Origin of the sequence: uncultured Sunxiuqinia sp., assembly GCF_947495665.1 — a bacterium.
In the GTDB taxonomy this organism is placed as follows: Bacteria; Bacteroidota; Bacteroidia; order Bacteroidales; family Prolixibacteraceae; genus Sunxiuqinia; species Sunxiuqinia rutila.
This window is the reverse complement of record NZ_CANLZV010000002.1, coordinates 98,168-121,353: the sequence shown is the minus strand read 5'-3', so window position 1 is coordinate 121,353 and position 23,186 is coordinate 98,168. Positions and strand designations below refer to the sequence as shown.

13 protein-coding genes are annotated in these 23,186 nt (G+C 44.4%); all 13 read right to left on the bottom strand.

Translation table 11 applies throughout. The features are described 5' to 3' along the window. Window positions 1–45: 45 nt before the first annotated feature. The 13 genes from Q1A18_RS03395 to Q1A18_RS03335 all read right to left on the bottom strand — a co-directional run bounded on the left by Q1A18_RS03395 (window position 46) and on the right by Q1A18_RS03335 (window position 23,117). A complete protein-coding gene (locus Q1A18_RS03395; protein WP_299577387.1) occupies window positions 46–2,460 on the bottom strand; it encodes a right-handed parallel beta-helix repeat-containing protein in 2,415 nt (804 codons plus the stop codon). A gap of 157 nt (window positions 2,461–2,617) precedes the next feature. After that, window positions 2,618–4,105 carry a Gfo/Idh/MocA family oxidoreductase gene (locus Q1A18_RS03390; protein ID WP_299577385.1) on the bottom strand — a complete coding sequence of 496 codons (1,488 nt, stop codon included), beginning with the start codon at window positions 4,103–4,105 and terminating at the stop codon, window positions 2,618–2,620. Between the two features lie 5 nt (window positions 4,106–4,110). Continuing rightward, window positions 4,111–5,538 carry a sulfatase gene (locus Q1A18_RS03385; RefSeq protein WP_299577383.1) on the bottom strand — a complete coding sequence of 476 codons (1,428 nt, stop codon included), beginning with the start codon at window positions 5,536–5,538 and terminating at the stop codon, window positions 4,111–4,113. A gap of 73 nt (window positions 5,539–5,611) precedes the next feature. Beyond that, window positions 5,612–7,897 (bottom strand): glycoside hydrolase domain-containing protein, encoded by a 2,286-nt coding sequence (locus tag Q1A18_RS03380; protein ID WP_299577381.1) that lies wholly within the window; start codon window positions 7,895–7,897, stop codon window positions 5,612–5,614. 81 nt (window positions 7,898–7,978) lie between these two features. Beyond that, window positions 7,979–9,520, bottom strand: a complete 1,542-nt coding sequence (locus Q1A18_RS03375) for a sulfatase (RefSeq protein WP_299577379.1) — start codon at window positions 9,518–9,520, stop codon at window positions 7,979–7,981. Window positions 9,521–9,544: 24 nt separating this feature from the next. Continuing rightward, the gene (locus Q1A18_RS03370; RefSeq protein ID WP_299577376.1) at window positions 9,545–10,597 is read right to left on the bottom strand and encodes an endonuclease/exonuclease/phosphatase family protein; all 1,053 of its coding nucleotides are present in this window, start codon (window positions 10,595–10,597) and stop codon (window positions 9,545–9,547) included. A gap of 30 nt (window positions 10,598–10,627) precedes the next feature. Further along, complete coding sequence (locus tag Q1A18_RS03365; protein WP_299577374.1) at window positions 10,628–12,859, bottom strand: alpha-L-fucosidase; 2,232 nt, start codon at window positions 12,857–12,859, stop codon at window positions 10,628–10,630. Window positions 12,860–12,920: 61 nt separating this feature from the next. Beyond that, window positions 12,921–13,826, bottom strand: coding sequence for an alkaline phosphatase family protein (locus Q1A18_RS03360; protein ID WP_299577372.1), 906 nt, complete (start codon window positions 13,824–13,826; stop codon window positions 12,921–12,923). Between the two features lie 20 nt (window positions 13,827–13,846). Further along, window positions 13,847–14,803, bottom strand: a complete 957-nt coding sequence (locus Q1A18_RS03355) for a metallophosphoesterase (RefSeq protein WP_299577370.1) — start codon at window positions 14,801–14,803, stop codon at window positions 13,847–13,849. 84 nt (window positions 14,804–14,887) lie between these two features. Continuing rightward, entirely contained in the window at window positions 14,888–16,468 is a 1,581-nt protein-coding gene (locus tag Q1A18_RS03350; protein ID WP_299577368.1) for an endonuclease/exonuclease/phosphatase family protein, read from the bottom strand. Window positions 16,469–16,547: 79 nt separating this feature from the next. Beyond that, entirely contained in the window at window positions 16,548–19,046 is a 2,499-nt protein-coding gene (locus tag Q1A18_RS03345) for a PQQ-binding-like beta-propeller repeat protein (RefSeq protein WP_299577366.1), read from the bottom strand. A gap of 104 nt (window positions 19,047–19,150) precedes the next feature. Further along, on the bottom strand, window positions 19,151–20,917 hold the full coding sequence (locus Q1A18_RS03340; protein ID WP_299577364.1) for a glycoside hydrolase domain-containing protein: 1,767 nt from the start codon (window positions 20,915–20,917) through the stop codon (window positions 19,151–19,153). Between the two features lie 97 nt (window positions 20,918–21,014). Next, window positions 21,015–23,117 carry a family 20 glycosylhydrolase gene (locus tag Q1A18_RS03335; protein ID WP_299577362.1) on the bottom strand — a complete coding sequence of 701 codons (2,103 nt, stop codon included), beginning with the start codon at window positions 23,115–23,117 and terminating at the stop codon, window positions 21,015–21,017. Between the last annotated feature and the right edge of the window lie 69 nt (window positions 23,118–23,186).

Genomic DNA, 23,186 nt, shown 5'->3' with positions numbered 1-23,186 from the left:
ATGATTAAGGGCAAAGGCATGAGAAATTAGAACCAATGATTTATGCTAAAAATCAGTAATCAGATTTTTTGCTTGCTGATTACGCATCATGTTGATGGTGCAGTTCTTTTTGGATTGTAGTCCTTGAAGTAACTGCATCAATTGCTCGAAAGTCTTCACTTCCTGTTTGTTCAACCCAACAATCACATCGCTGGTATTAAACCCTCTTTGGCCTAACTCAGAATTGGCAGGAACATCCAGCAACAAGACACCACTCATGGATGAAAGTCCATTGGCCGACTGCTCGCCAAGAGTCTCAACATTTTTCACTTTAGCTCCTAACCAAGTGTAAACTTTGCCGGTAACGGTATTCCCTGATACGATTTCCTTTGGGATATTCGGCGTTTTAGCAATTTTTCTCAGCTTTTCAGAAACAACCCCAAATTGGTCCATATCGAAGTTTTTAAATCCAATCTTCAAGGCCGGAGAATCCTCTTTCACAGTAAAGTTTCCTTCTTTCGGGTTAATAAACATCGGATCGCCCACCATGGAGTTTTGATCACATCCATTCACCTGGAACTTCTCCCGATCTTCCTGGTTGGTTGCAAACAGGTTGTAATCCAATTCCTGTCCCCATTTGCCATCAGCGGCAATTGCCCGCTGCATAACTGCTGGTCGGTATGCGCCAAAAACAATGTTGTGCTTAAACACATCGCCACTTTCAGGATACCAAACATGAGGATGCAAACTGTTATTTATAATGATGTTATTGGTAGCTGTGCGATGATAACCTTCTCGCATTTTCAAGCCGCCATTCAACAACAAGTTATTGTAAATGGTGTACCATGATGAGCCATCATCCAAGTCAATATCCCAGCCATGATCACAACGCCAGCGACTGTTTCGGATCGTATTTGGAGCAAGCATATCGAGCTTAAAAAGATTCGGATCCTTTTTCATTTCTGCATCAGTTTCCCGGATATCCGGTGTCCAAAAACGGTCGCGCCCCCATGAGTTAAAGCTTCCATGATCTCCGGTTTCCAACACCGTATTGAACACGTCACAGTATTCAATAACATGCCCACCAAAAGTACCTTCGCTGATGTTTATTCCGGCACGCGGAACATCATAAATAGAGCAATGGCGAACGGTAATTTTATGTGCCATCGAAATTTGCACGGGTGATGTTTGCTTTTCATCGCGTCCGGTCATGGTTATCAGGCAATCTTCCACCAGACAATCTTCTGGATAGTTGTCACCTTTTGGTCCAGGTGTACGATCAATCTTTTCAAAATCCTGCTTTCCATAGCGGAACAACGGACTGCGTACCATAGCCGGATCTCCAACAAATGCAATTCCGTTAGCACCTCCATGATGAATGTAGCAAGACTTAAACGAAAGCCGGCGGTTGTAGTTATTCACGAAAATGCTGTTCCCACCCAATTGATCAAACTCGCAATCCGTCACAGAACAGTCCTCAGCACCATCATAGACAATGGCTCCTCCACGATAAACAGTCCAATCGCTTCGTAGCAGCTGCTCTTTATTCTCCATGAAACTACGGGCAGCATGCTTAAATACCAACCCCTGCAGATTAATAAAGCGTACAGGCTTTTCTTTAGTCCCACGAAATTCAATCAAGTGCTTTAGCCGAACAATTTCAACCTTTGCTGAAGCAAGATTTATTTCTTTTAAAGGATAGTAATAAAGCGTTCCTTCTGCTTGATTGAAAAACCACTCGCCCGGAACATCCAGCTCCTCAAATACATTTTCAACCATCCGGTAGCGTGGATGCATTGGCGAGGGACGGTTGTTTTGCCAGCCACCTTCCAGGTCAAGCGAACCATCTTCATTCTTTCCGTTGACCAACCAATGCATGTCGCCCCACAAAGCACTATGCATCGCATGGACATAAGCTCTCTCTGGATTGCTCCACAAAGCAATACGGTCCGGATTTAAAGGATCGTTTTCAGGATCAGGTTCTTTGGTGTGAATCAATTCCCAGGTATCAAAAACATTCTTCCCCTCAATGGCATTGGGAAAACGAGCCATCCGCTGACGCTGTCCATTGATGTAAAGCTGGTCGATATTGACGTCTCCATCAACTGATGCTCGATATATTCCATTCTGATAGGGTTTCCAGTTCAGACTTAGCTCTTTTCCTCCGCTTATAACAGCACCACCTTCATGAGCCGCGCGAATGTTTATGGGAAATTCCTCAGTCCCGGAATCCTTGAAATTAAATACCAATGTTTCATTCAAGTAGTAAGTCCCATCTTCCAAAATGATGTTAACTTCTTGTTTCCCGGCATAGCTTGCCGCAAGGTCTTTAGCTTTTTGTAAGGTCTTTATTGGCTGTTCTGCTGAGCCATTCTGATCATCATTCCCTTGAGGAGAAACGTAAATGTCTCGTGTTTTTGGTTGGCAAGCCACCAGACCAATCAAAAAAAGAAAAGAGAGAAAACGAAAGTTTAGTCGCATTGAAGTAGTTGTTTTAATAATAAGGTAGTACAAGATAGGAAGAAGTGTAGTACTTCAGTAAAAAAATGTTCCGAAGAAGTTTCCCTGGTATTGCAACCAGCAGAGACTTCTTCGGAACAAAAGGCTTAATCGTTATTTCACGATTTCTGAAAATTCATTAATGAACGTTTAACTGTCCTTTTGAATCAGCGTCTTTCAGGTTGCGAACTCCCGTTGTGCCACCTCCATTCAAGGTAATATCAATTGGTTTGTTCGTTTTCCAAGCGCCGCGAGTAAAGTCAGGAATATCAATTGGTTTCGAACCATTGGCAATTGACCATTCACTCAATGGAGTAATACAGCTCCAAGCCGCAGCGTCGTATACATCCATATCCATTGGCAGACCATTACGCAAACAGTCGATCAAACGCCAGTCCATCATAAAGTCCATTCCACCGTGCCCACCAACTTGTTTGGCCATTTCGCCTACTCTACGCACGATTTCTGGTTGGTATTTTTCCTGAAGTTCTTTCATTTTAGCTTCATCAGCTACATTGTGACCGAATGCAATGTGTTGTAAAGGCCATTTTTGAGCAAAACACTTGGTTCCGCTTAGCATGTGAATACGCGAATAAGGACGAGGAGAGCTAATGTCGTGCTGAATCATTATAGTCCGCCCTTTCACGGTGCGAATCATCTGCATATCCATATTTCCACGCATCTCCTTACCAAGGAATTGTTTTAAATCGGGACGATCCGGAGCCAATTCTTTAATCCGTCTTTCCAAAGTGAAATCATCCGACATCATAGCGGTCAGGTAGTCCAAACGGTCACCACGGTTGATGTCCATTGCCTGACAAATCGGTCCTAAACCGTGTGTTGGATATACGTTGGCTTTACGGGTGTTTTCGTGCAAACGCCACAATTTATCGTAAGCACCATCACCACCTGGCTTATCATCTTTCGGCTTATTGAAATGCCAATAATCCAGATCGTGAATGTAGGCTCCTTCACCATGAATCAAGTCACCAAAAGCCCCTTGACGAACCATGTTCAAAGTCAACAGTTCGAAAAAGTCGTAGCAGCAGTTCTCCAAAATAACACAGTGCTTACGTGTACGTTCCGAAGTTTCCACCATCTCCCAGCATTCATCCATCGTTTTAGCTGTAGACACTTCAATGGCCGTATGAGCTCCACCATTCATGGCTGCCAATCCAACAGGTACGTGCCATTCCCAAGGAGTCGCCGTGTACACTAAGTCCACCAAACCACTTTCACACAAGTCTTTGAAAGCCGTATCACTACCAGTAAATTCCTTTGCTTTAGGCAAACCTGCTTTTACTAATTTGGCCTGAGCTCCATCCAAAGCAGCTTGACGAGTATCGCAGATAGCTGTAATCTCAACGCCTTCGATATAAGTCATGCGCTCCACAGCGCCGATACCACGGTCTCCAATACCAACAAAGCCAACGCGAACTTTATCCAATTTTGGAGCTGCATACCCACACATATTGAATTTCATGGCAGGCACGCGCTCTGCTGATTTCCGAATGTATTTTACTTCTTCTTTCGCTGCAGGAGACGTTGCCGACATCAGCGACGTAGCTGCTACTGCCCCTGAACCCAAGGCAATATTCTTTAAAAATTCTCTTCTGTTATTGCTCATTATCTCTATATTAATGGTTGATTATTTGCGATTGCTGTTTTGGCTTCTTCTGCCAGTTTTAAAATTTGTTTCACCACATCCGGATGTTCCGGAGCCACATTGGTGCTTTCTCCCATGTCTGTATTCAGATCATACAGTTGCGGTGCATCAAAGTTACCTGTCCAATGTTTTCCGCCCAAAATTAATTTCCAGTTTTCATACCGGACGCTCATCAATCGGCCTGTTGCCGTGAAACCATATACCGCTTTGTGAGGCGATTTCGCTCCCTTTTCTCCAAACATTAAATCCCGGATGTCTTTTCCATCGATTACCCGATCGGTTGGGATTTCGGCCCCGGCAATGTGTGCAAACGTCGTGAATAAGTCCATTCCGGTAATCGGCTCATCCGACTCGCTGGCTGCCGGAATATGCCCCGGCCATTTCATGATACACGAAACTTTAATCCCTCCCTCAAATCGTTCTTGGTACTTTCCTTCACGAAGCACATGCTCCCGATCAGGATCCGTAAATCCAAAGCGACCGTAGCAGTTTTCCAGCTCTTCGTCTTTATGGATCAACGGGCCATTATCCGAAGTAAAAACAATAATGGTATTGTCCTCTATTTTCAAGCGTTTCAAAGTATTCAGAATGATCCCCACGGAGGTATCCAGGTATTCAACCGCATCGCCATAAGCAGCCGCCTTGCTCCTGCCTTCAAATCCTTTGGGTACAAACCAAGGCGTGTGCGTTTCAATATTTGCATACTGCAGATAAAACGGTTGGTCTTCCTTCACCGAGCGGTAGATAAACTTACAGGCTTCGCGCGTAAAAAGTGCCGGTAGCTCAGCTAAATCATTGTTATCGCATCGTTTGATTACCTGCGCCTGTTCAATTAATGGAATCGCCGGATCGCTGATGCCATTTGGCCGCCAACCGGAATTACCAATACGTTCTGGCCCGTGGTCATTCGGGTAAGGAATTCCAAGGAATTCATCAAAGCCATGCACACAAGGCAGGTATTGAGGCAAATGCCCCAAGTGCCACTTTCCATACAGGCCAGTCCGGTAGCCCTGCTCCTTCAACAGCTCTGTAATCGAAACTTCCAACTCATCTTCCAAACCATGTTTTGAATGAGGGAAAAGTACATACAAGCCGGTGTTGTTGTTAACGCGCGGCGCATAACGTCCTGTTAGGAGTGCAGCACGCGAAGGCGTACAAGTTCCATGCGGTGCATAAAAACTGGTAAATTTAATGCCACTTTCAGCCAACGCATCCAGGTTAGGCGTGTGGATGTCTTTTGAGCCGAAGCAGCTCAGATCATCATAACCGACATCGTCGGCTACAATATGAATGATATTCGGCTTGGGCGGCGTTTGTGCCGCGGCCGAAAAACCCATAGCGGTAAGCGTAAAAACGCTTAGTGTCGCTTTCGTAAATTGTCGTGTAGTAGTCATGTAGTTTTATCGTGTTAGGTTGACAAAATGTTCTTTTTCAGCTTTCAGGTCCTCCTTCTCATTTAGTGCCTCTTCAATCCTCCTGAAGCAGCTCAATGTACCGGGCCAACTTCCTGCGGTATTCCAACAAATCTTGCGGATTTTTAGAATACGTCTTCTCGTCGGAAATGATTCCGGCAGGAAGTTCCAACAGTTGCTTTGCTTCATTAGCCAGCTTCTTCTTTTTTCCGGATGCCTGTTCAATTGCCTTTTTCAACAAAATCAGGTAATCGTAATCTTCCAGGCCATCCCGCAGGATTTCCAGACGCAAAGACGGAACCGGTCCTTCAATCCAGTCTTTACTTTTTACATTTGGTTCTTTGTTTGGCGGATAAAAAAAGCGGCCGTCACCATTTCCCCAAATCGTTTGTTTTCCTTGTGGCCAGCCGTAACCAGTCACAAAAGACATCGGTTCTTCCCATGGATTCTGCAAATAACCTTTAGGCGAAGCCGACAGGGAGTTCCAAAAGTTCGTTGACCAAATCAGGATTCCTTTAAATTGAAATTTCCACGAAGCCCAAACCCACATTCTGAGGTTGACAGCGTCATGGTCAATAAATTCCGAAATCCAGGGCGACTTGGGCCAGCAACACAGGTAAGTCCAATATTCTAACCCACGTTCATTCAGCTTCCGAGCCTTTTCATGATCCAGTTTATGCCAGATTGTACAGCTAATATCGGTTACATCCGACAGGTCCTGTCCGGCCACATGTTCCGTCAGAAAAGTCGTTAGTTTGGGCGCATATTTTTTGATCATTTCGTTGCCTTCCCTCACAAAAGGGTAATCTTTGACATCGGGCTCATCAAACCAATAAATGTATTCTTTGCCCAACCAACCTTTTTCTTCGAGATGCTGCTCTATTTGAACCAGGTAACGCTGCATAAGCTTTTCATATTCCACAGTTCCCTGTTCAAAGCCTTCAAAAACACCCGGCGTCCGGTCGTAATAAGTCCCCCGCCCCATGCCTTTTAGTGCTAAACGAAAACCATTAAACCCCAATTCATCCAGGTAGCGTTCTCCTGCCTGATCAAAATCCGTAAAGTCCAGGTCGATGTTTATTTTTTCCAAATCAACTTCAAAATTTCCGGCCAACAAATGATTCTTCTCATTGCCGTCATTCAATTTTACATCATCAAACCAGCATGTGCCCATGTATTCGCCCGTATAGGAATGAAAAACCGGGTACAGAAAAACCTTCAAAGACCGTGTTTCATCAGCCATTTTGCCCAAGTTGAGCGAATACGCTTTCCAGGTATCCTCACCGGTAAATTCTTCCATCCGGTTTTCGTAAACCAATAGTTCCTTTTCGGCATTGTAGCACGCCACCTTGACGCAAAACTGCTGCTCTTTTTCCTGTGTTTTTGCCCACCAGGATAATTCATATTTTGCATGGTTAACTTCAATAAAGTCCGATTCAGCAACCGGATCTTCGCTGCGACTTTCATCTTCAACTTTTAGCGCATACTTACCGGCATGCTTTTCCTTACTGTCGAAAAAGCCACCTTGCCAGAAAATTCCTGATACGGTTTCTTTAATTGGCGAAAATTCGAAGGGGTTGTACGGAGCCACTTTATAATTCTTAAACTCCTGCATGTAAAGATCAAATACTTTTTTCGAATCCTCCGGGTCAGTCAACTGATGATATTCGTTAACCGTATTCATATTTAAGCCAAAGCCCGAACGCATGCTTGTTATTTTGGGCAGTGCAAAATCCCATACATTCAATTGAATAGGAATACTCAGATTCCAACCTTCAGCACTTAGATTCAAATTTCCATGGTAAGTTCCTGCCGGGGTTCCTGCCGGCGTTTTGACGGTCACCCAAAATGGCTGATTCTCGGCACCAAAAAGAGTTACCGATCCATCAACCAAAGGTAAGGGGTCGGGCCACCATCCTTTGAAACCGTAAGCATCCGTAGGCTTAGTCACCTTCACATAGTCCACCTTTCGAATACTAGCCTGCTCAGCCTCGACCCGACTTCCATCTTCATTTGTTAAGGAAGAAACGGTCAAGCGAAAGTTTTCTAAACGTTGATTAGGCTTAATAACCACTAAAAATGATTCATACTCATTTTGAGCGGACCAAATCTTAATGGTGTCCCCTTCTCGCTCCGGAACAGGCGTATCCCGCATTACCTTATAAGCTCCTTCGGCCCACCAAACGGCACACTGCTCGTTGTTTTCAATTAAATATCCATAGCCACCCGCATCTCGATGATAAGGGTCAACAATGGTATTTTCCTGTGCCAGTCCTGAAGATGAGTAAGCTATTAAACTTAGCACAAAGCATAAAACACTTAGGTTTTTGAAGATTAGCATGGTGTTTATTCTTTTCTGAAATAGAATTGCTGGCCAGACAAATAGTGCCGGGCAACATCAAAAAACAGTACTCCCGAAACCTTAAAGAGCTCTGGCCTCATCGGGCCATGGCACTAATTTTCCGGTAGCTCTCAGAGTCGGACGCTGAGCATCTACACTTCTTAGGTAATCGCTCAACTTTTGAGCCAGTTCATTGACTTTTTCAGGCTTTGATTCCGCTAGATTTTGCTTTTCACCAATATCCTGAGGAATATTAAACAGTTCAAAATGCTGATCGCGATAGTAATAAATCAACTTCCAATCGCCACTTCGAATGGTACTTGTTGCTCCAATTCCCGGACCAGTTGGGCCCCAATTGTTTGGGAAGTGCCAGAAAAGATCGCGGCCATCTGCCGTAGTTCCCTCATTCAGTAGCATGGGCACAAAACTTTTTCCATCAACAGTTTGTACTGTTTGGTAATCGTTTACTCCAGCCATTTCTAAAATAGAGGGGAAAAAATCTTCAATCAGCAGGTAGTCATTACACCTTGATTTTGGCTGCACTTTTCCGGGCCATTTAACAATCATTGGCTCCCGAATACCACCTTCGTAAGCTGAGCCTTTACCGCTTTGCAAAGGGCTGTTGTGCGTGTGCAACTCTCCCGCTCGTGGACGAAGACTAAAACCGCCATTATCGGACATAAACAGTACGATCGTATTATCGGTAATCCCTTTTTCATCCAGATAGTCCATTAAATCAACCAAGCTCTTGTCCATCGCTTCAACCATGGAAGCGTACTTTGCCTCAGACTCCGGCAAGCCCATATCCAGGTATTTCTGATAAAAACGTTGATCAGCATTCAACGGAATATGCACTGCATAATGAGCCATATAAAGGTAGAAGGGCTTTTCTGCAGCCAAAGCTTGATCCATTGCCTTCTTCGCTTCAATCGTCAAAGCTTCGGTTATAAAAATCGAATCGCCATGGTATTTCTCCAAGCCGGGAACTCCCCATGGCTCGGTATGTGCACCTTTTTCTCTATTGCCAAAGTTCTGCTCACCTAAATAACTTCCCAAGCCACCAGCTGCATGTCCGGCAATATTTACATCAAACCCACAGGTTAGCGGATTGGCTGATGGTGTTGTCATAGCTCCAAAATGTGCCTTCCCACAATGAATGGTAAAGTACCCATTATCCTGCAATAGTTGTGGTAGCATGGTTGCCTGAACCGAATTTTCGATACTATCAACCGGTTGCACCCCGTTGACATTCCATTCGGGATAGTCCAATAGCTTGTGTTGCGCATCAACAGAGGCATTTCGGCGCAATGTCCAATTGGTTACCCGGTGCCTTGCAGCGTTCATTCCACTCATCAGACTTACGCGCGTGGGCGAACACACCGATGAAGCATAAGCTTGTGTGAAAAGCATTCCTTCCGATGCCAAACGCTCCATTCCCGGCGTATGATAACGTTCATTAAACGCTGTTTTTTCTTTCCAAAAAGGCACTGAGGTATCTTGCCACCCCATGTCGTCAACTAAGAATAAAATGATATTGGGCTGTTGAACTTCCGGTTCGGAACAGCCTGACAGCAAAGAGACTGCCGCCAAACACGCTCCCGAGTAAGCTTTAAGTAGTTTCATCTTGTAGTAGTAGTTATTTGAGTTTTAATTCAGTTCAAAGGTAGCTAAAACTGCTTTATGATCCGTTGGCCAAATGCCTTTTGGCTCCAATATTGGGTCTTCTGTTTTTTCAGGAACCCGTTGATTCCGTTCAATTGATCCCTTCGGCCCCACAATGGTCACCGCCTTCAAACTAATCTTAGCATCCGGTTTGTAAAAGATAAAATCAATCCGATCCCGGTCGTCCGCATCCGGACTCCAAGCCAATTTGCGAATGTCCACCAACGGATTATCTGCCGGAAAGGTAAATCCAGGATGCGTCACCGGATTGGGGTACACTTCCCGATAGGCATCCTTAAATCCTGCCCGTTCCAGAGCTTTGGTATTGTGCCATTCCATGACCACCCCATGATGGTCAAACAAGTTTTTGGTAGCTTCTGTCCAGTCGAGATGAGAAGGTTCATTAAAATCGCCTCCCAACATGGCCAGGCGTCCATTTCTTTGTTCCTTTTCAGCATCTTCAATGACCGCCCGGATCGCTTCATCACGCATTGATTTCAGGTTGTATTCAGCAATCACCGCCGTATCGGTAACAATTGAATCCAACTTTTTCCAGGTTGATCCATCATATCCACGGGGAAGGTAAAGGCTACAATGCCTGTAATCGAGATGGGCACTGTAAAAAGCAATTTCGGTACCTTCCACATCAATGATTGCCTTGGTTACTGATCCTTGATCATTTTTAACCGGAAACAAAGCCTCTTGCTTAACAATTGGATAGCGCGATAAAATACCCGTATCCTGGCTTCTCTGAGAATAAAAGATATAGCCACGATCTTTCAAGTCCTTGACTAACCGCCCTGCCAAACTAATATCGTCATAATTCCGCACCTCACTTAGTGCAATCAGATCAGCATCCAGTCGAATCACTTCATCCAAAATGGCAGGGTAACCATTTTCGACCACCGTTCCTTCCTGCCAAATATTGAATTGCAGGACTTTCAGTTCTCTAGCCTGCTTGCTTTGGCTACATCCAAAGCCAAAAACAAGCAGGAATAAAAGAATTGTTCTATGAAAAGTAAAATTTGCTCTTCTCATTAGAAAACTATTTTTCAAACATGGCTGCAACTATTCCTTTGTAAGGAAGTCAATTTCAGCAATCGCAGCACCTGATTTTCCTCCGGCGATAACTCGTGATTCAATCCGGAAAAAACGGGCAGATACCGGCGCATTAAAATAATGAGTCCGGGGAGTCGGGTCGTTAATCAAGTTCCCAAACTTAAAGGTTTCAAGCGTTTTCCAGCTTTTGCCATTCGCGCTTGTTTTGATCATCCCCTCTTCAATCATGCCATCGGCATTCGCTGTTTGAGGCGTATAAACGAAACCTGTCAGGGTTTGTTCCTGTCCCAAGTCAATGGCTAAAAAGTGAGCTCCATTTCGTGTCGAAGTCCAGTAGGTTTGGCTATTTTCATCGAAAGCCATTGTTCCAACATGTCCGTCAGCTTCCTGATCAGTACCAACCAATTTCCAGTCTTTCTTGATAATACCGAAGGTTTTTTCGGCAACACTTCCCGCTTGATCTTTAGTAAACGAACGAGCCTTTACCTGACCGGCCTCATGTAGGAATGGCACATGATACAACTTTGAATCAGGGGTTGGCTCACTTCCATCCAGGGTATAGCGAATCTCCAAATCGTTATTGATATTTTTTGAAATATCCTCTCCGTGAGGCTTCCAGCCAAAATCATGTTTTTGAGGTTCAATGGTCAACAGGCCATCAATGCTGCGAGAAAATGCAAGTTGCGGTGGGCGATTTTCATAATAATGAGCCGAAACCTTGGCAATAGCTGGGGCCACGCGCGACTCCAAGATTCGTAAGCGCCATTTGGTCGTAGTCACTGTTGGGAAACGTAAAATACGTTTGTAGCCCACATTGGTTGCTGCTGCAACTTCTTGCCATTGGTTATCAATCCAGGCATCCAAGGCGTGTTTCTCAATACGCTCGCTATGGCTGGCAATGGCTTCCTGAATTACAAAGCGGTTGGCTTCCACTTCCGAAGCCATGATAATTTCAATTACCTGCTCTTCGCCGGCAAGCAATTCGTATGTGTTTGGATCATTATCCAACACCTCGGCAGGACCTTTCGCTCCTTTTAGTAGATCAGCACCATAAGTTTGCTCGATGCGTTTCCCAACTTCTTCCAAAACCTGAACATCTTCGTCTGAAAAACGACCTTGACGATTCGGCGGAATATTGAGTAGGAAAATGGAGTTTCCACCAACCGAGCGTTCGTACATGTCAAACACATCATCGGCACTACGCACTTTTTGCTTGGTGTCATCGCGATAGAACCAACCTTCGCGAATAGACGTATTGGTTTCGGCTGGTTGATAATGTAAAAATTTACCTTTAAGTAAATCATCACGACTTCCCAATGACTTTGCCGTGAGATCACCAAAACGACTCATCGCGTTTGGATCTTCGTCATAAGGAATTACGTTCCATTCGGTATCACGTGTTTGTCCGGCTTCGTTACCACACCATCGAATATCTTCGCGACCAAAAATAACGGCATCAGGAGCCAGTTTATGAATTAACTCTTTCCAGGCCATATAATCGTAGGTTTGACCGCCTTTGCGCTTTGGGTGTGCCCCGTCAAACCAAACCTCATGTACCGGACCATACTCTGTCAGCAGCTCAAACAGTTGGTTCAGAAAATATTCATTGTAATCGTCGACCGTGAATTTAAAGGTGGTTTTGTTGTCGAACGGACGTCCTTCAACCGGACGAGGAATGACACGCTCCGTCTTTTTACTCAGGTTTCCATACAAACCTTCCGGGTTTTCAATCTGAAATAAATCGGCCGGAGAAAGGTAAACACCTAACTTCAAACCATATTTTTCGCATGACTCGGCCAAATCTTTTAACACATCGCCTTTGCCATCTTTAAACGGAGAAGACATGATACCATGTTCGGTATAGCGGCTTTGCCACAAACAAAAGCCGTCATGGTGTTTGGCCGTAAAAATCACCTTGGTCATTCCGGCTGCTTTCATCGCTTGGCACCACTGGTCGGTATCCAGTTCCCGAAGGTCAAAAACCTTAGGATCTTCCATGCCATTCCCCCACTCCATTCGGGTAAACGTATTGGGACCAAAATGGATAAACGCAATGAATTCATCACTTAAGGCATCCATTTGATTGGGTGTTGGGACAACATGAGCAGCTTTAAGGATAATTGAATCCTTGGTATCATCAGCATCAACTGCAATTGTGTTGGCTGTCTTCATCATCAGCCCCGAGGGCTTTGTACAGCCCAAAACCGCAGCTAATAGAAAAAGAGAAATGGTTCTTTTCATTGAGTAGTTTTTTAATTGAGTAGTTAAAATTTATTTAGCCTATAAAACTATTGTTCTATTTTTAATTTTCAAAGATGAAAGAAGGAACTTTCCCAATCCAGGCAGCTGGCAGTTCACATTGAAACAAGTTTGCGATTGTTGCAGCAGTATTCACGGTATTGTTGGGAGCTGTCATTTTTACTCCTCGCTTGATTCCCGGACCAGCAATACACCAAGGGACTTCCATCTCTGTCGGGCTTACGCCACCATGCCCATTTCCTCTACCACCGTGATCAGAAACAAACAGGAAGTGAGTATCCTCATACAAGCCTTTGGCTTTGAGCTCGTCCAGAAATTCCCCAATATGTACATCTGCCTCTTCAATAGATTGAATGTATTTAGGCGACATCCAGCCATGTCGATGTCCGGCATGGTCAGTATGGACTGAGTATAAAAACACGCAGGTTGGCAACTCCTTATTGGCATCAATGAAATCCAACGCTTTCTGATAGTTCTCCACATAACCATCGTTTTCTAAAAAGCTAACTTCATCAATATAATCTTGATTATAGGGAAATACCAGCGGCCCCCAGTTATAGTAGAAAGCAGTTTTTGCTTCAGGAAGTTGCTTTTTCAAAACTTCAAAAATTGAAGGATAATACCCGGAATTATCTTTCTCAACTGCTGGAAGCTTAATATTATCCAGCGTCCAGTCGTTTCCAACAACACCATGTTGTTCAGGGCCACTGCCCGTTAAATGACTGGTCCAGTTTGGAAGCGTAACCGACGGCATAACAGCACGTGTTGATAGAGACAACACCCCCTCTTTGGCTAAGCGGTCAATATTCGGATGTTTAGCTGTTTGATAGCCCTCAATGCTAATACCATCCAACGCAATCATCACCACCCGCTTTGCTGCGGGCTGCTTCGTGCAAGAAGTCAGTATTGCTATACCGACAAATAGTAGTAAAAAAGTTTTCGTGCGCATTTGATTAATAGTTTATTGTTTTAGTACTTGATTTTTCGATCAGAAATTACCGGTACAACCGGACTGTTTTGGGGCTGCTTGGGAAATCCAAGTTCCTCAGGAGTCGGACCAACAAACTGGCTTTGAATACCTTCAATTTGGATCTTCCTTTTGTCAAGCTCAACAAAAGCAAACAACGGTTTCTCGTATGGGGCCGTATATTTTATCCAAGGATATTTTGCATCAATTTCCTGACTGTAGCGAATCGTTTGATAATCGCCTCCCAACCAGCTGTATGACATGCTGTTTATCTGGATATAATAAATTCCATTGATGGTGCATACATAGTCGGTATGGTGGTGCCCACTGAAGCAAGCAATCACTTTATCAGCTTTTTCCAGAATAGCCCGAACCTGCTCTTGATTTTCAATGCCCAAGTCCTCGTTCTCAAGACTCTGATGAGATAAAACGATACAGGGCAAATTGGTTGCTTTCAAATCATTTCCCAGCCACTGAAGTTGCTCTTTCCCCACAAAACGGGCATAGCCCTTCGCCTTATCAGGAGATGGATTTTGATCATTTCCATCCAGTACAATAAAATGATAACCATTCTGATCAAACGAATAATATTTGGAGTCAGCACCCCAAAAATCCAGTACCTGCTCACGCGAAAAGCCGCCATCCATATCGTGGTTGCCAATTACATGGTACTTTGCTCCATCGTATTCATTAAAAATACCAAGGAACTCCTTGTTTTGCTCATAAGGACGGCAAAAATCACCCAACTGAATAATAAAATCCAGGTTTTGGTTGGATGCCTCATCAATAAAAGTTTGCAAGCGCTCAGCTGCGTCATGCATGATGTCTTTGTGAACATCGGCACACACACCAAATCGAACACGCTTTTTAGAGCCACTTGTCAATGCATTTACTCCAAGAGGCAGCATGAGAATACCCGCTCCTCCAAAACCATATCGTATAAATTCTCTCCTTTTCATAAGTCATTAGATTTTGGGATTTTAAAGATCTGATAACTAGTACATCAATCAATCAACCCCAAATTTTTATTAGTATTCATCCAACTAGTCCAACTCAAAGACAGTCAACACCGCTGCATGATCGGAAGGGAACATGATTGGGTGGTAGTCGATCACTTTGGATTCAACTGGGCTTAAATTACCTTGATAATAGATGTAGTCGATACGATCACGTAAACCATATCGATCAGAGGATGTGGCAGCACGTGGCGTCCACGTAAAGCCAGGATCCAACAAAGGGTTAATGTGAAGTTCACGGTAACTGTCTTTAAATCCGGCTTTCAACATTTCCTGACTAACCGGCCATTCAACCGTATAATCGTAGTGCAGCTTTTTAGTGGCTTCAGTCCAATCGAGATGAGAGCCACTATTAAAATCGCCCAACATGATCACCGGCCGCTTTGATGCTTCAGCGTATATTGGCTTAATTTCCTTCAGAATACTTTTTACTTCAGCATGCCGCGTTTTCCCCTCAGCCTGAATTAACGCTTGAGAAGACAGCTCCATTTTAGCTACATCGGCACAATAATCGGGAAGATAATGCAGCCAGGTATCCAGAACAGCTAACTCTCGGTTACCGCCAAGATGAAGGATGGCACCCCCGAAATTAAATGGACGAAAAGCTTTCACCGTTTCTTTGATCGGAAACCGGCTCATGATGCTCAGGTTAGAACTAATCAGGTAAAAATAATACCCCAGCGAATCGGCAATCGCCTCCCCAGACCCGTAAGTCTCAATCAAGCCAACCACATCGGGTTGAGCCTCTTTTATTGTTTCAATGACCCGCTCCAAGCCAACATGCTTACCATAGCGTCGTCCGCCATGCCAAATATTCCAAACCATCACCCGAATTGGAGCGATGATTTTTTCTGGACATTCTAAAGTTTTAAAGCGACTATAATCAGTCTGAATTGTTTCAACAGTCATCGATTCATTGTCGATCACCACCTCATCCAAGTGTCCGTTAAAAGCCGTCCATTGGCCAAAGGAACCAGCTTCCCAATGCTCATCGGTTCCTCCAACCACAGTTCTGTTCGTATTTTCCAGGCTTCCAATTTCCGGAGTATTGTAGATAGCCACATTTTGCCCATCCAGAAAAAACCAAAGCTCCCCTTTTTCCCGGTTTAGGCTGAATGCCAGTTGGTGCCATTCGCCATCGTTAACAGCCTGGCGAGGAATATTGGGCTGATAAGTGTAGCTGTTCTTTCCATCAGAAATTACAGCACCCCATGCTCCCGTCGGCTGGGTAAAAATGCTCCACCCCACTCCTTTCAAATCTCCATCTGTCTTGTTACCGATAATCGTTGCTCCCTGCTTAGCTCCGGGCAAAGTCTTTACCCACACACAAACAGACAAATCGGCCGATGTACTATAGTCCGGTGTCTCCAAACTGTCGACAACCAATGGCTGACGGAGCACTGCATTTTTTGACAAATCGAGTGCACGGCCCGATACACCAGCAACCCATGCTGGTCGCTGCAACTCGGTGACATATACAGCCGCTTCCTTTTCAACTTTAGGATAGTACTTTTCGGCATCGCCTTCAAAACCAGTGTAAAAACGTGTTTGAGCCGAACAATATAAGCCTACCGCAAACAGAATCGTTGTAAAAAGTAGCTTTTTCATTCTAAGTTAGATTTGAAGATCAAGGTATTAGATCCTAGAGATTAAAAACATATACTTTAGTTAGCTCATTCTATCTTTTTTAGTTTGCCTGGAAGCAATATACATTTCCGGCAAAATCGCAGATATAAAACCTTTTTCCATCCACGGCTACCGATGTTACCACCGGTGCTCCCAGTTCCGTTTTCCACAATAGTTTTCCGCTAGTTGCATCCAAGGCATAAACCCGACCATCCATCGCGCCAAAAACCAATTTATCGCCAATCAACAAGGGCGTCGATTCGATACTCTGCTGACGATCGGCATAATATGAAGGCGTGTAAAGCAAAGCCGACTCGACTTCGAACCGCCAAAGCTGTTCTCCTGTTTCGCGGCTAACAGCAGCAATTCCCGGATGAGAACCAGCAATAATAAAACGATCCTTCAAAATAATTGGTGCTGATGTTCCACTTTGTTGCATGCCTGTTTCATAGGTCTGAATTGTTTTGCCGGTTTTCAGTTCCAACTGGTGCAAAATGCCAGGAACCGCTTTCTCCGTTCCCTTTCCGCTTACCCAAAGCGAACCATCTTTATAGCTCAAAACGCCATCGCGAAAGCGCAAGCCTGCATCGCCTCGTTTCCAAAGTAATTCGCCCGTGTGTCGGTTGTGGGCATAAATAGCCCCCCATTGGCTCGATGCAATCAACACATCGTCAGCAATGGTCATGGTTGGCGTTGTTCCGTTACCACCACCCCATGCTTCATTTGTCCATTGAGGCTTACCCGTCAACACGTTTAAGGCAGAAAGTGATTTCCCAAAACCGGAATAAACCAGTTGTCCATCGGTCACGATACCGTTGACAATCCCCGGCAAGCGATTATGGTTCAGATCACGCTTCCAACGAAGTTTTCCGGTTAAAACATCAACCGCGTAAGTTACTCCCAACATATCTACAGCAATGGCAATTCCCTGTGCCACCACTAGCTGATTTTTTACACTATTTTGAGTCTGGTAGCGCCACCGCTCAACTCCGGTTGTTGCATCCATTCCGACCAGGTAACAATTTTGAGCATCGCCATCATCAAAGCTGGCAGTAACCAGAACGTCCTCAAACAAAACCGGAGAGCTCATGAAAATATTACTTCCAATATTAGTTGTCCACTTTAATTGGTAAGGCATTCCATGCACTTCATCAACCACTGGGCTGTGAGCCGGATTTCCGGCCAGGTTAAACCATTGGCCATTCACACGGGCCTCCTCATTTTTATCTGATACGGAAAAAGAATGCTTGGCATTGAGAATCTCGCCACTATGCAAAAAAGCATTCACCACCAAGGTATAGTTGTCGCTTTCTTCGGGTTTTAATGTTGTCGCCCAGGTCCAGTCCGATTTTTGGGCCATTGGTTTCCACCGACTTCCATCCAACGATGTGTTCCAGTTAAAACCTTCATCACCATAAATAGCATAGCGGACACTATCCACCGCAACACCCGTATGATAAATATTGGCAGCCAGCTGAAGCTGCCCATTAGCAGTTAAAACCGCAATTTCTTTTTGTGGACTGATTATTTTGATCTCCCGGTTAAGGCTTGTCCACTTAAAATGCGAAGAGGTGTTTCCTTGCTCATCCACATCAACCACCCGGAATCCTGATGGAGAATGATCGATACCTCCGGCAGCCAAGGTTGATGTGCCATATGACATCACACCTGACGTGCCGTGTTCTTTGGCCATGTTGGTATGCCAATGCCCATACAGCCAAGCTTTCAGGTTGGATTCATTCAGGCTGATTACTTCCTGATCATTTACTTTAAAGTCAAACGTTTCACCATTAGTCAATAAATCGTGGTTGAAGAATATTTTGGACTGTTCTGCTGGATAAGCTTTCAGCAGGTTTTTCAACCAGGTACCAATTTCTTCCCGGTTGAAGGAAGGTTTGTAGTCTCCTCCCATCATCGGTGTGACAACGAACAGGGTGTTTGCTTCTTCAAAAGCATACCATGCCGGCCCAAAACACTGTTCGAAAAATTGCTCACCATAATCGCCTTTGATCATGTCGTGGTTTCCCAAACAATAATAAACAGGCACTCCAAAGGATTTCTGATTGACATGTTCTGCATGCCAGGCCATCCCACTTTGGTAGCAAATATCGCCAGTATGAATGATAAAATCAGGCTGGTGCACCTGGGCATATTGCTTCAGTTGATCCACCCAATCCCGATATTCAAAGGTTTCGGTATCGGAAATATGGACGAAACTTGCTTCTTGCTTTCGTTGGCGGGGGCTAATGGCAAACACATAGTCCTGCACACCTGATTTTACGGGTAAATAGGTCTGCAAACAAGTAAAATCGGCCGCGGGATAAAGGGTCACAAAACGTTGTTTTTCCCACCCGGGCAAACTAAAATTCCCTTTCTTGTCCGTCTTTACTACATGGAGTCCGTCAGACACGACACAGTCTTTTGCGCCACGCTCACCAGCATCCATTTTTCCATTGTTATTCGTATCGACAAACACACGCCCATTGAGTTGTGCCCTCGATACGAATACACTCAAAAGGATCGATAAAAGTGTTAGAATTATTGCTGAAAGTTTCTTCATGATCTGATTATTGGTTATTAGACCTGGCATATTCAGATGCTCAGATTGTCAGTTTGAAACAATTTTAAAACAGGCAATCCAAGCATCTGTTTATCTAAAGCTAACTACTTAGAAAGGCTCTCCAATGTTTCTTTACCGTCCTTCATCAACTCGTTAAAATCAGCAGGCCGTGCGGTAACATTGCAGCGTGAAAGCAGCTCATTCAACCGTCGTAATTTGTCTTGAGACTCCGCCGATGAATTGTTCTGAAATTCTTCGCGCAACAAGCGGATTTTTTCAGCATCCTGAATACCTTCACGCAAACGCTCGAACCGGATTGAACTACGGGCATCAGGATAAACAATGTAAGTATCGCCAGCAGGCCAGGTCCGGAAACGCGAGTCAATCAACGGGTCTTTTACCCAGCTGTTATAGGCCCAACGCAAGAACCCATCGAAATCAGCAGCCAGGGTGTACCAACCAATAAATGCAGCTTCGGCAGGCTCTGAGAAAGTAAAAACATTTGGAAAAACATCCGAACAGCATACATACCAGGTTGAAATATGCCCTTGATCTTTGCGGTATTGCCTGATTTCTGGTTCAATTTCGGCACCAAAAGCAATGCTGAGATCGGTCAGTTGATCCGGGAATTTCTTGTAATTATGATGATTGTCTGCAAAGCCAACACCAAGCTCCGGTGCTTGCTCTTTAAGTAACTTCATGGTAGCGCTCATTTCGGCTGGTGACCGTTCATCCATCGCCATACAAGCAATTTCCTTCCATCCTTTTTGTTCCAGGTGATTGAGAAAATCTTTCAGGAAAGGAGTCCATATTTCTTCAAACTCTTTGGTTCCGGCTTTAGCCACAATTTTCACTTCTTCCCCACTGGCAACATCAAAATAGTAAAGCTCATTTCCCCAGGGTACCATTGAATAGCAGCTAATTTGCTTATCAATTCCCAGATCCAACATGAATTGTACCCACTGGTCAAAGATGGTGTAGTCGTAAGTCCAGCTTCCGTCAGCCTGCTTATTCCAGGCAATCATGGAGCCAAAAGCGTCTTCGGTCTGTCCTCCCCACGGACGGTTATTTAAGGTTGCTGTAATCACTTTCTGCCCGGCGTCAGCCAGCATCTTCATCAGTGGCTTTAGCAAAGCCCAGTGCTCAGCAGACCACAGTTCCACATTATGCACACGAGCCACAGCATAAGGGTTTTGCCATAAATCCAGGTGGAATTTCCATTCCGACGCTTCTGGCAGAATGCGGTCCCCCACTTCAAGCTTAAATGTGAACTTACTGTGTTTTTTACCATCCAGCTTTACTTGCAGGGTGGAAGTGTAAGTTCCGGGGGTAGCATCGGCAGGAACATCAAACGTAAGCCAAACTGGCCGGGTTGATTGGCCTTCCATTTCGAAAGCAGGAAGCGGGTCAAGTACATCCGCCCTGGTCAGGGCAATAAAATCTTCGGGTTTGCGATACCCACATCCAGGGCCAAACTCGTCAGTTAGTACGTAACGAACAAAACGGGCCTGAGCAATTTCTGCTGGCAACGTTTTCCCATCTGCTGATTTGAAATCAGAAAATTGGCACTCCACAATTCCTGCCGGTTCATTATTCCACAAAACCAGTTGTGCCGAAATTACTTCATTGCGCCAGGCAAATCCATTCCAAGTGGTTTTCGGCTCCAAGTCCGGAATCAAACTTTTATTGTACCGGTTGTCGATCGAACCAATTGTAGCATGCAAGCCCGGCTTAATCACACTCCAGTCGGTCAGGGTATCGGCCGAAGGGTCAGGCGCCTCCGCATAGGTTTTGGGGGCCTCTACTTTTCCGGGAGCTGAACACCCCAGAATCAAAACAAAAAATAAGGCAATTAAAGATAGATTCTTCATTATTGTATCGATTTTAAATTAGTCATTCTTATCTTATTATTTTTCCTCAGTATTAAGTACTTTTTGGATGAGTATCTTGAAAAGCCACTCCTTCCATTCAATTTTCAAATTCTTTCAATTGATCTGGAGAAAACTTAAGCCCTTTCATATCCAAAGGAATAAATGTAAACATCCAGTTCTGAAAATCCGTTTTATAAGGAATCTTAACCACAATTCGATTCCAACCTTGTTTCAGGTTCACTTTTGCAGGTTTACGCAGCCAGTAAAGCTCTTCATCAGCCCACGGGATCTCTTGCTCATCAGGAGTTCCCCACCCCGTTTGCTTACTTGAACGCCACCCGGGATTCTCCCATTCCGGCCCCTTTAGCTCGACTCCATTTACCCACAAGCTTCCACCGCAATTATCCCATGAGCCATTTTGGGGTATTCCAGAGTAAACACGATTAGCCCGCAAAGGTGTTTCGAAATTGATCCAGGTATCTACTTCCTGATTGCGATCACTGTATAGGTAAGTTTGGGCATACACTGTTTGTCCGGCTTCCGCTTCAGGGAAATAACCATCTTTCAACCACCGCTGTTTCAGAACAAGCGTATTGCCTGTGGCTAATTTCCAATTGAGCTGCTTTTGTTTCAAAAATTTATCCAGCTTTTGCGTTGTTCCGGCAAATGCCTTGTCAGCTTCATCGCCATCAAAGGGGCCAGCTAACTTCCAGAATTTATCCGTTTGTTTCAAATACGGGAAAGGTTTATGCTGAAAATAGCGCTGTTTATGATCGAGTAAATAACGCTCAAAAGCTTTAAAGTACTTGAAAGCTTCAGTGTCTTTCTGAGGCAAAACAAGCATATATTTCTCCGGAGCTGTTTTCACATCAGCCGTCCAGCAAGCCCAGGAGTAAGTTAGCAGGCCACTAAAAAACGGGTTTTGGGAGAATGCGTCTTTTTCGAATCGTAAATTGACATCGGGCCAAAGACAAATAATTCCGCCTAAAATATCATTATCTGATCCTCTGCCCAAAGGCCGAAAAAACAAAGTTGGGATGAACGACATTGGCTCTCCTGCATTCATGTAGCTCTTTCGGGAATCGATTTCTTTTAAGTTGGCTCCTTTGGGCGGAACAGCTCCCCCCCAGGTTTGGCGAATCACGCTTCTGGGTCCTTCCAAGCCCGGGCTCCAAACAATCGCCTGTCGATTATTGGATTCAACCACCTCAACCATGCGATTAATAAACTCTTCGGGATTGTTTATATGAATTTCATCAGAGCCAATATGAATGACCGGAGCCATATCCTGAGGAATTTCTTCAAAAAACTCAAGAAGAATCGCTTCCAAAGCAGTCATTCCCTCTGCTGATTCCATTTTAAAACCCATTGCCTTGGTAAAAGAAGTGCTATGTCCGGGCATATCAATTTCGGGAATAACCTGAATTTGTTTTTTACGGGCATACCAGATTAACTCGCGGATTTGCTCATAAGAATAAAACATTCCCGGATCACGCGTTGGACGATGATTTTCGGCTGCTGTCAGTTGTGGATAAAGCTTACTCTCAATACGCCAGGCCGGATAATCCGTCAAGTGCCAATGAAAGGTATTGTACTTGTACCAGGCCATGACATCAATCAGCTCCTTCAAGGAGGATAAACTTTGAAAATTACGTCCTACATCAAGCATAAAACCGCGCACAGCGTGCGCCGGGCGATCATCAATTGAGCAGTATGGAAGTAGTTTCCCATCTTCATCCGTACTCTCCCGAATCAGCTGCCTCAAGGTTTGCAGCGCATAAAAAAACCCGGATTCTGTTGAAGCTACAACTTGTACCAAATTATCAGTAACGTCAAGTTTATAGGCTTCCTTTTGTAAGCTTTCATCATAAGCAAACTGGACCGAAAAATTACTTGTCCAGTCGATTTCAAGCCAATGCAAATTGGAAAGCTCATAAAACTCATCTACAATATTTTTGGGGAAGTCCTTTGGAAAAACCGGATACCACGATTTAGGATGGGCTTCCCCTTCTCCCCAACGAACCTTTTCAGGATATGGAATGAGCTTAACCTGTGCTTCCTCAAGATCTGATGAAGAATACCGGGCTTCAAATTCCACCTCAGCATCCTTTTTATCTATCAAAGAGACAACATCCTGCGTATTGCCTTTTAAGCAAAACAGAAATAGGAAGAATATGAGTAGTAAAAAATTCTTTTTCATTCGTTTAGAATTGTTTGTTTCGATGGTAATTCATGTAACTCGTATCGTTAGAATTTTGTGTATGAAAGG

Excerpts from the sequence above, each read along its gene's own strand:
- Q1A18_RS03395 (WP_299577387.1), bottom strand. The coding sequence starts at position 2,460 with ATGCGACTAAACTTTCGTTTTCTCTCTTTTCTTTTTTTGATTGGTCTG.
- Q1A18_RS03390 (WP_299577385.1), bottom strand. The coding sequence starts at position 4,105 with ATGAGCAATAACAGAAGAGAATTTTTAAAGAATATTGCCTTGGGTTCA.
- Q1A18_RS03385 (WP_299577383.1), bottom strand. The coding sequence starts at position 5,538 with ATGACTACTACACGACAATTTACGAAAGCGACACTAAGCGTTTTTACG.
- Q1A18_RS03380 (WP_299577381.1), bottom strand. The coding sequence starts at position 7,897 with ATGCTAATCTTCAAAAACCTAAGTGTTTTATGCTTTGTGCTAAGTTTA.
- Q1A18_RS03375 (WP_299577379.1), bottom strand. The coding sequence starts at position 9,520 with ATGAAACTACTTAAAGCTTACTCGGGAGCGTGTTTGGCGGCAGTCTCT.
- Q1A18_RS03370 (WP_299577376.1), bottom strand. The coding sequence starts at position 10,597 with ATGAGAAGAGCAAATTTTACTTTTCATAGAACAATTCTTTTATTCCTG.
- Q1A18_RS03365 (WP_299577374.1), bottom strand. The coding sequence starts at position 12,859 with ATGAAAAGAACCATTTCTCTTTTTCTATTAGCTGCGGTTTTGGGCTGT.
- Q1A18_RS03360 (WP_299577372.1), bottom strand. The coding sequence starts at position 13,826 with ATGCGCACGAAAACTTTTTTACTACTATTTGTCGGTATAGCAATACTG.
- Q1A18_RS03355 (WP_299577370.1), bottom strand. The coding sequence starts at position 14,803 with ATGAAAAGGAGAGAATTTATACGATATGGTTTTGGAGGAGCGGGTATT.
- Q1A18_RS03350 (WP_299577368.1), bottom strand. The coding sequence starts at position 16,468 with ATGAAAAAGCTACTTTTTACAACGATTCTGTTTGCGGTAGGCTTATAT.
- Q1A18_RS03345 (WP_299577366.1), bottom strand. The coding sequence starts at position 19,046 with ATGAAGAAACTTTCAGCAATAATTCTAACACTTTTATCGATCCTTTTG.
- Q1A18_RS03340 (WP_299577364.1), bottom strand. The coding sequence starts at position 20,917 with ATGAAGAATCTATCTTTAATTGCCTTATTTTTTGTTTTGATTCTGGGG.
- Q1A18_RS03335 (WP_299577362.1), bottom strand. The coding sequence starts at position 23,117 with ATGAAAAAGAATTTTTTACTACTCATATTCTTCCTATTTCTGTTTTGC.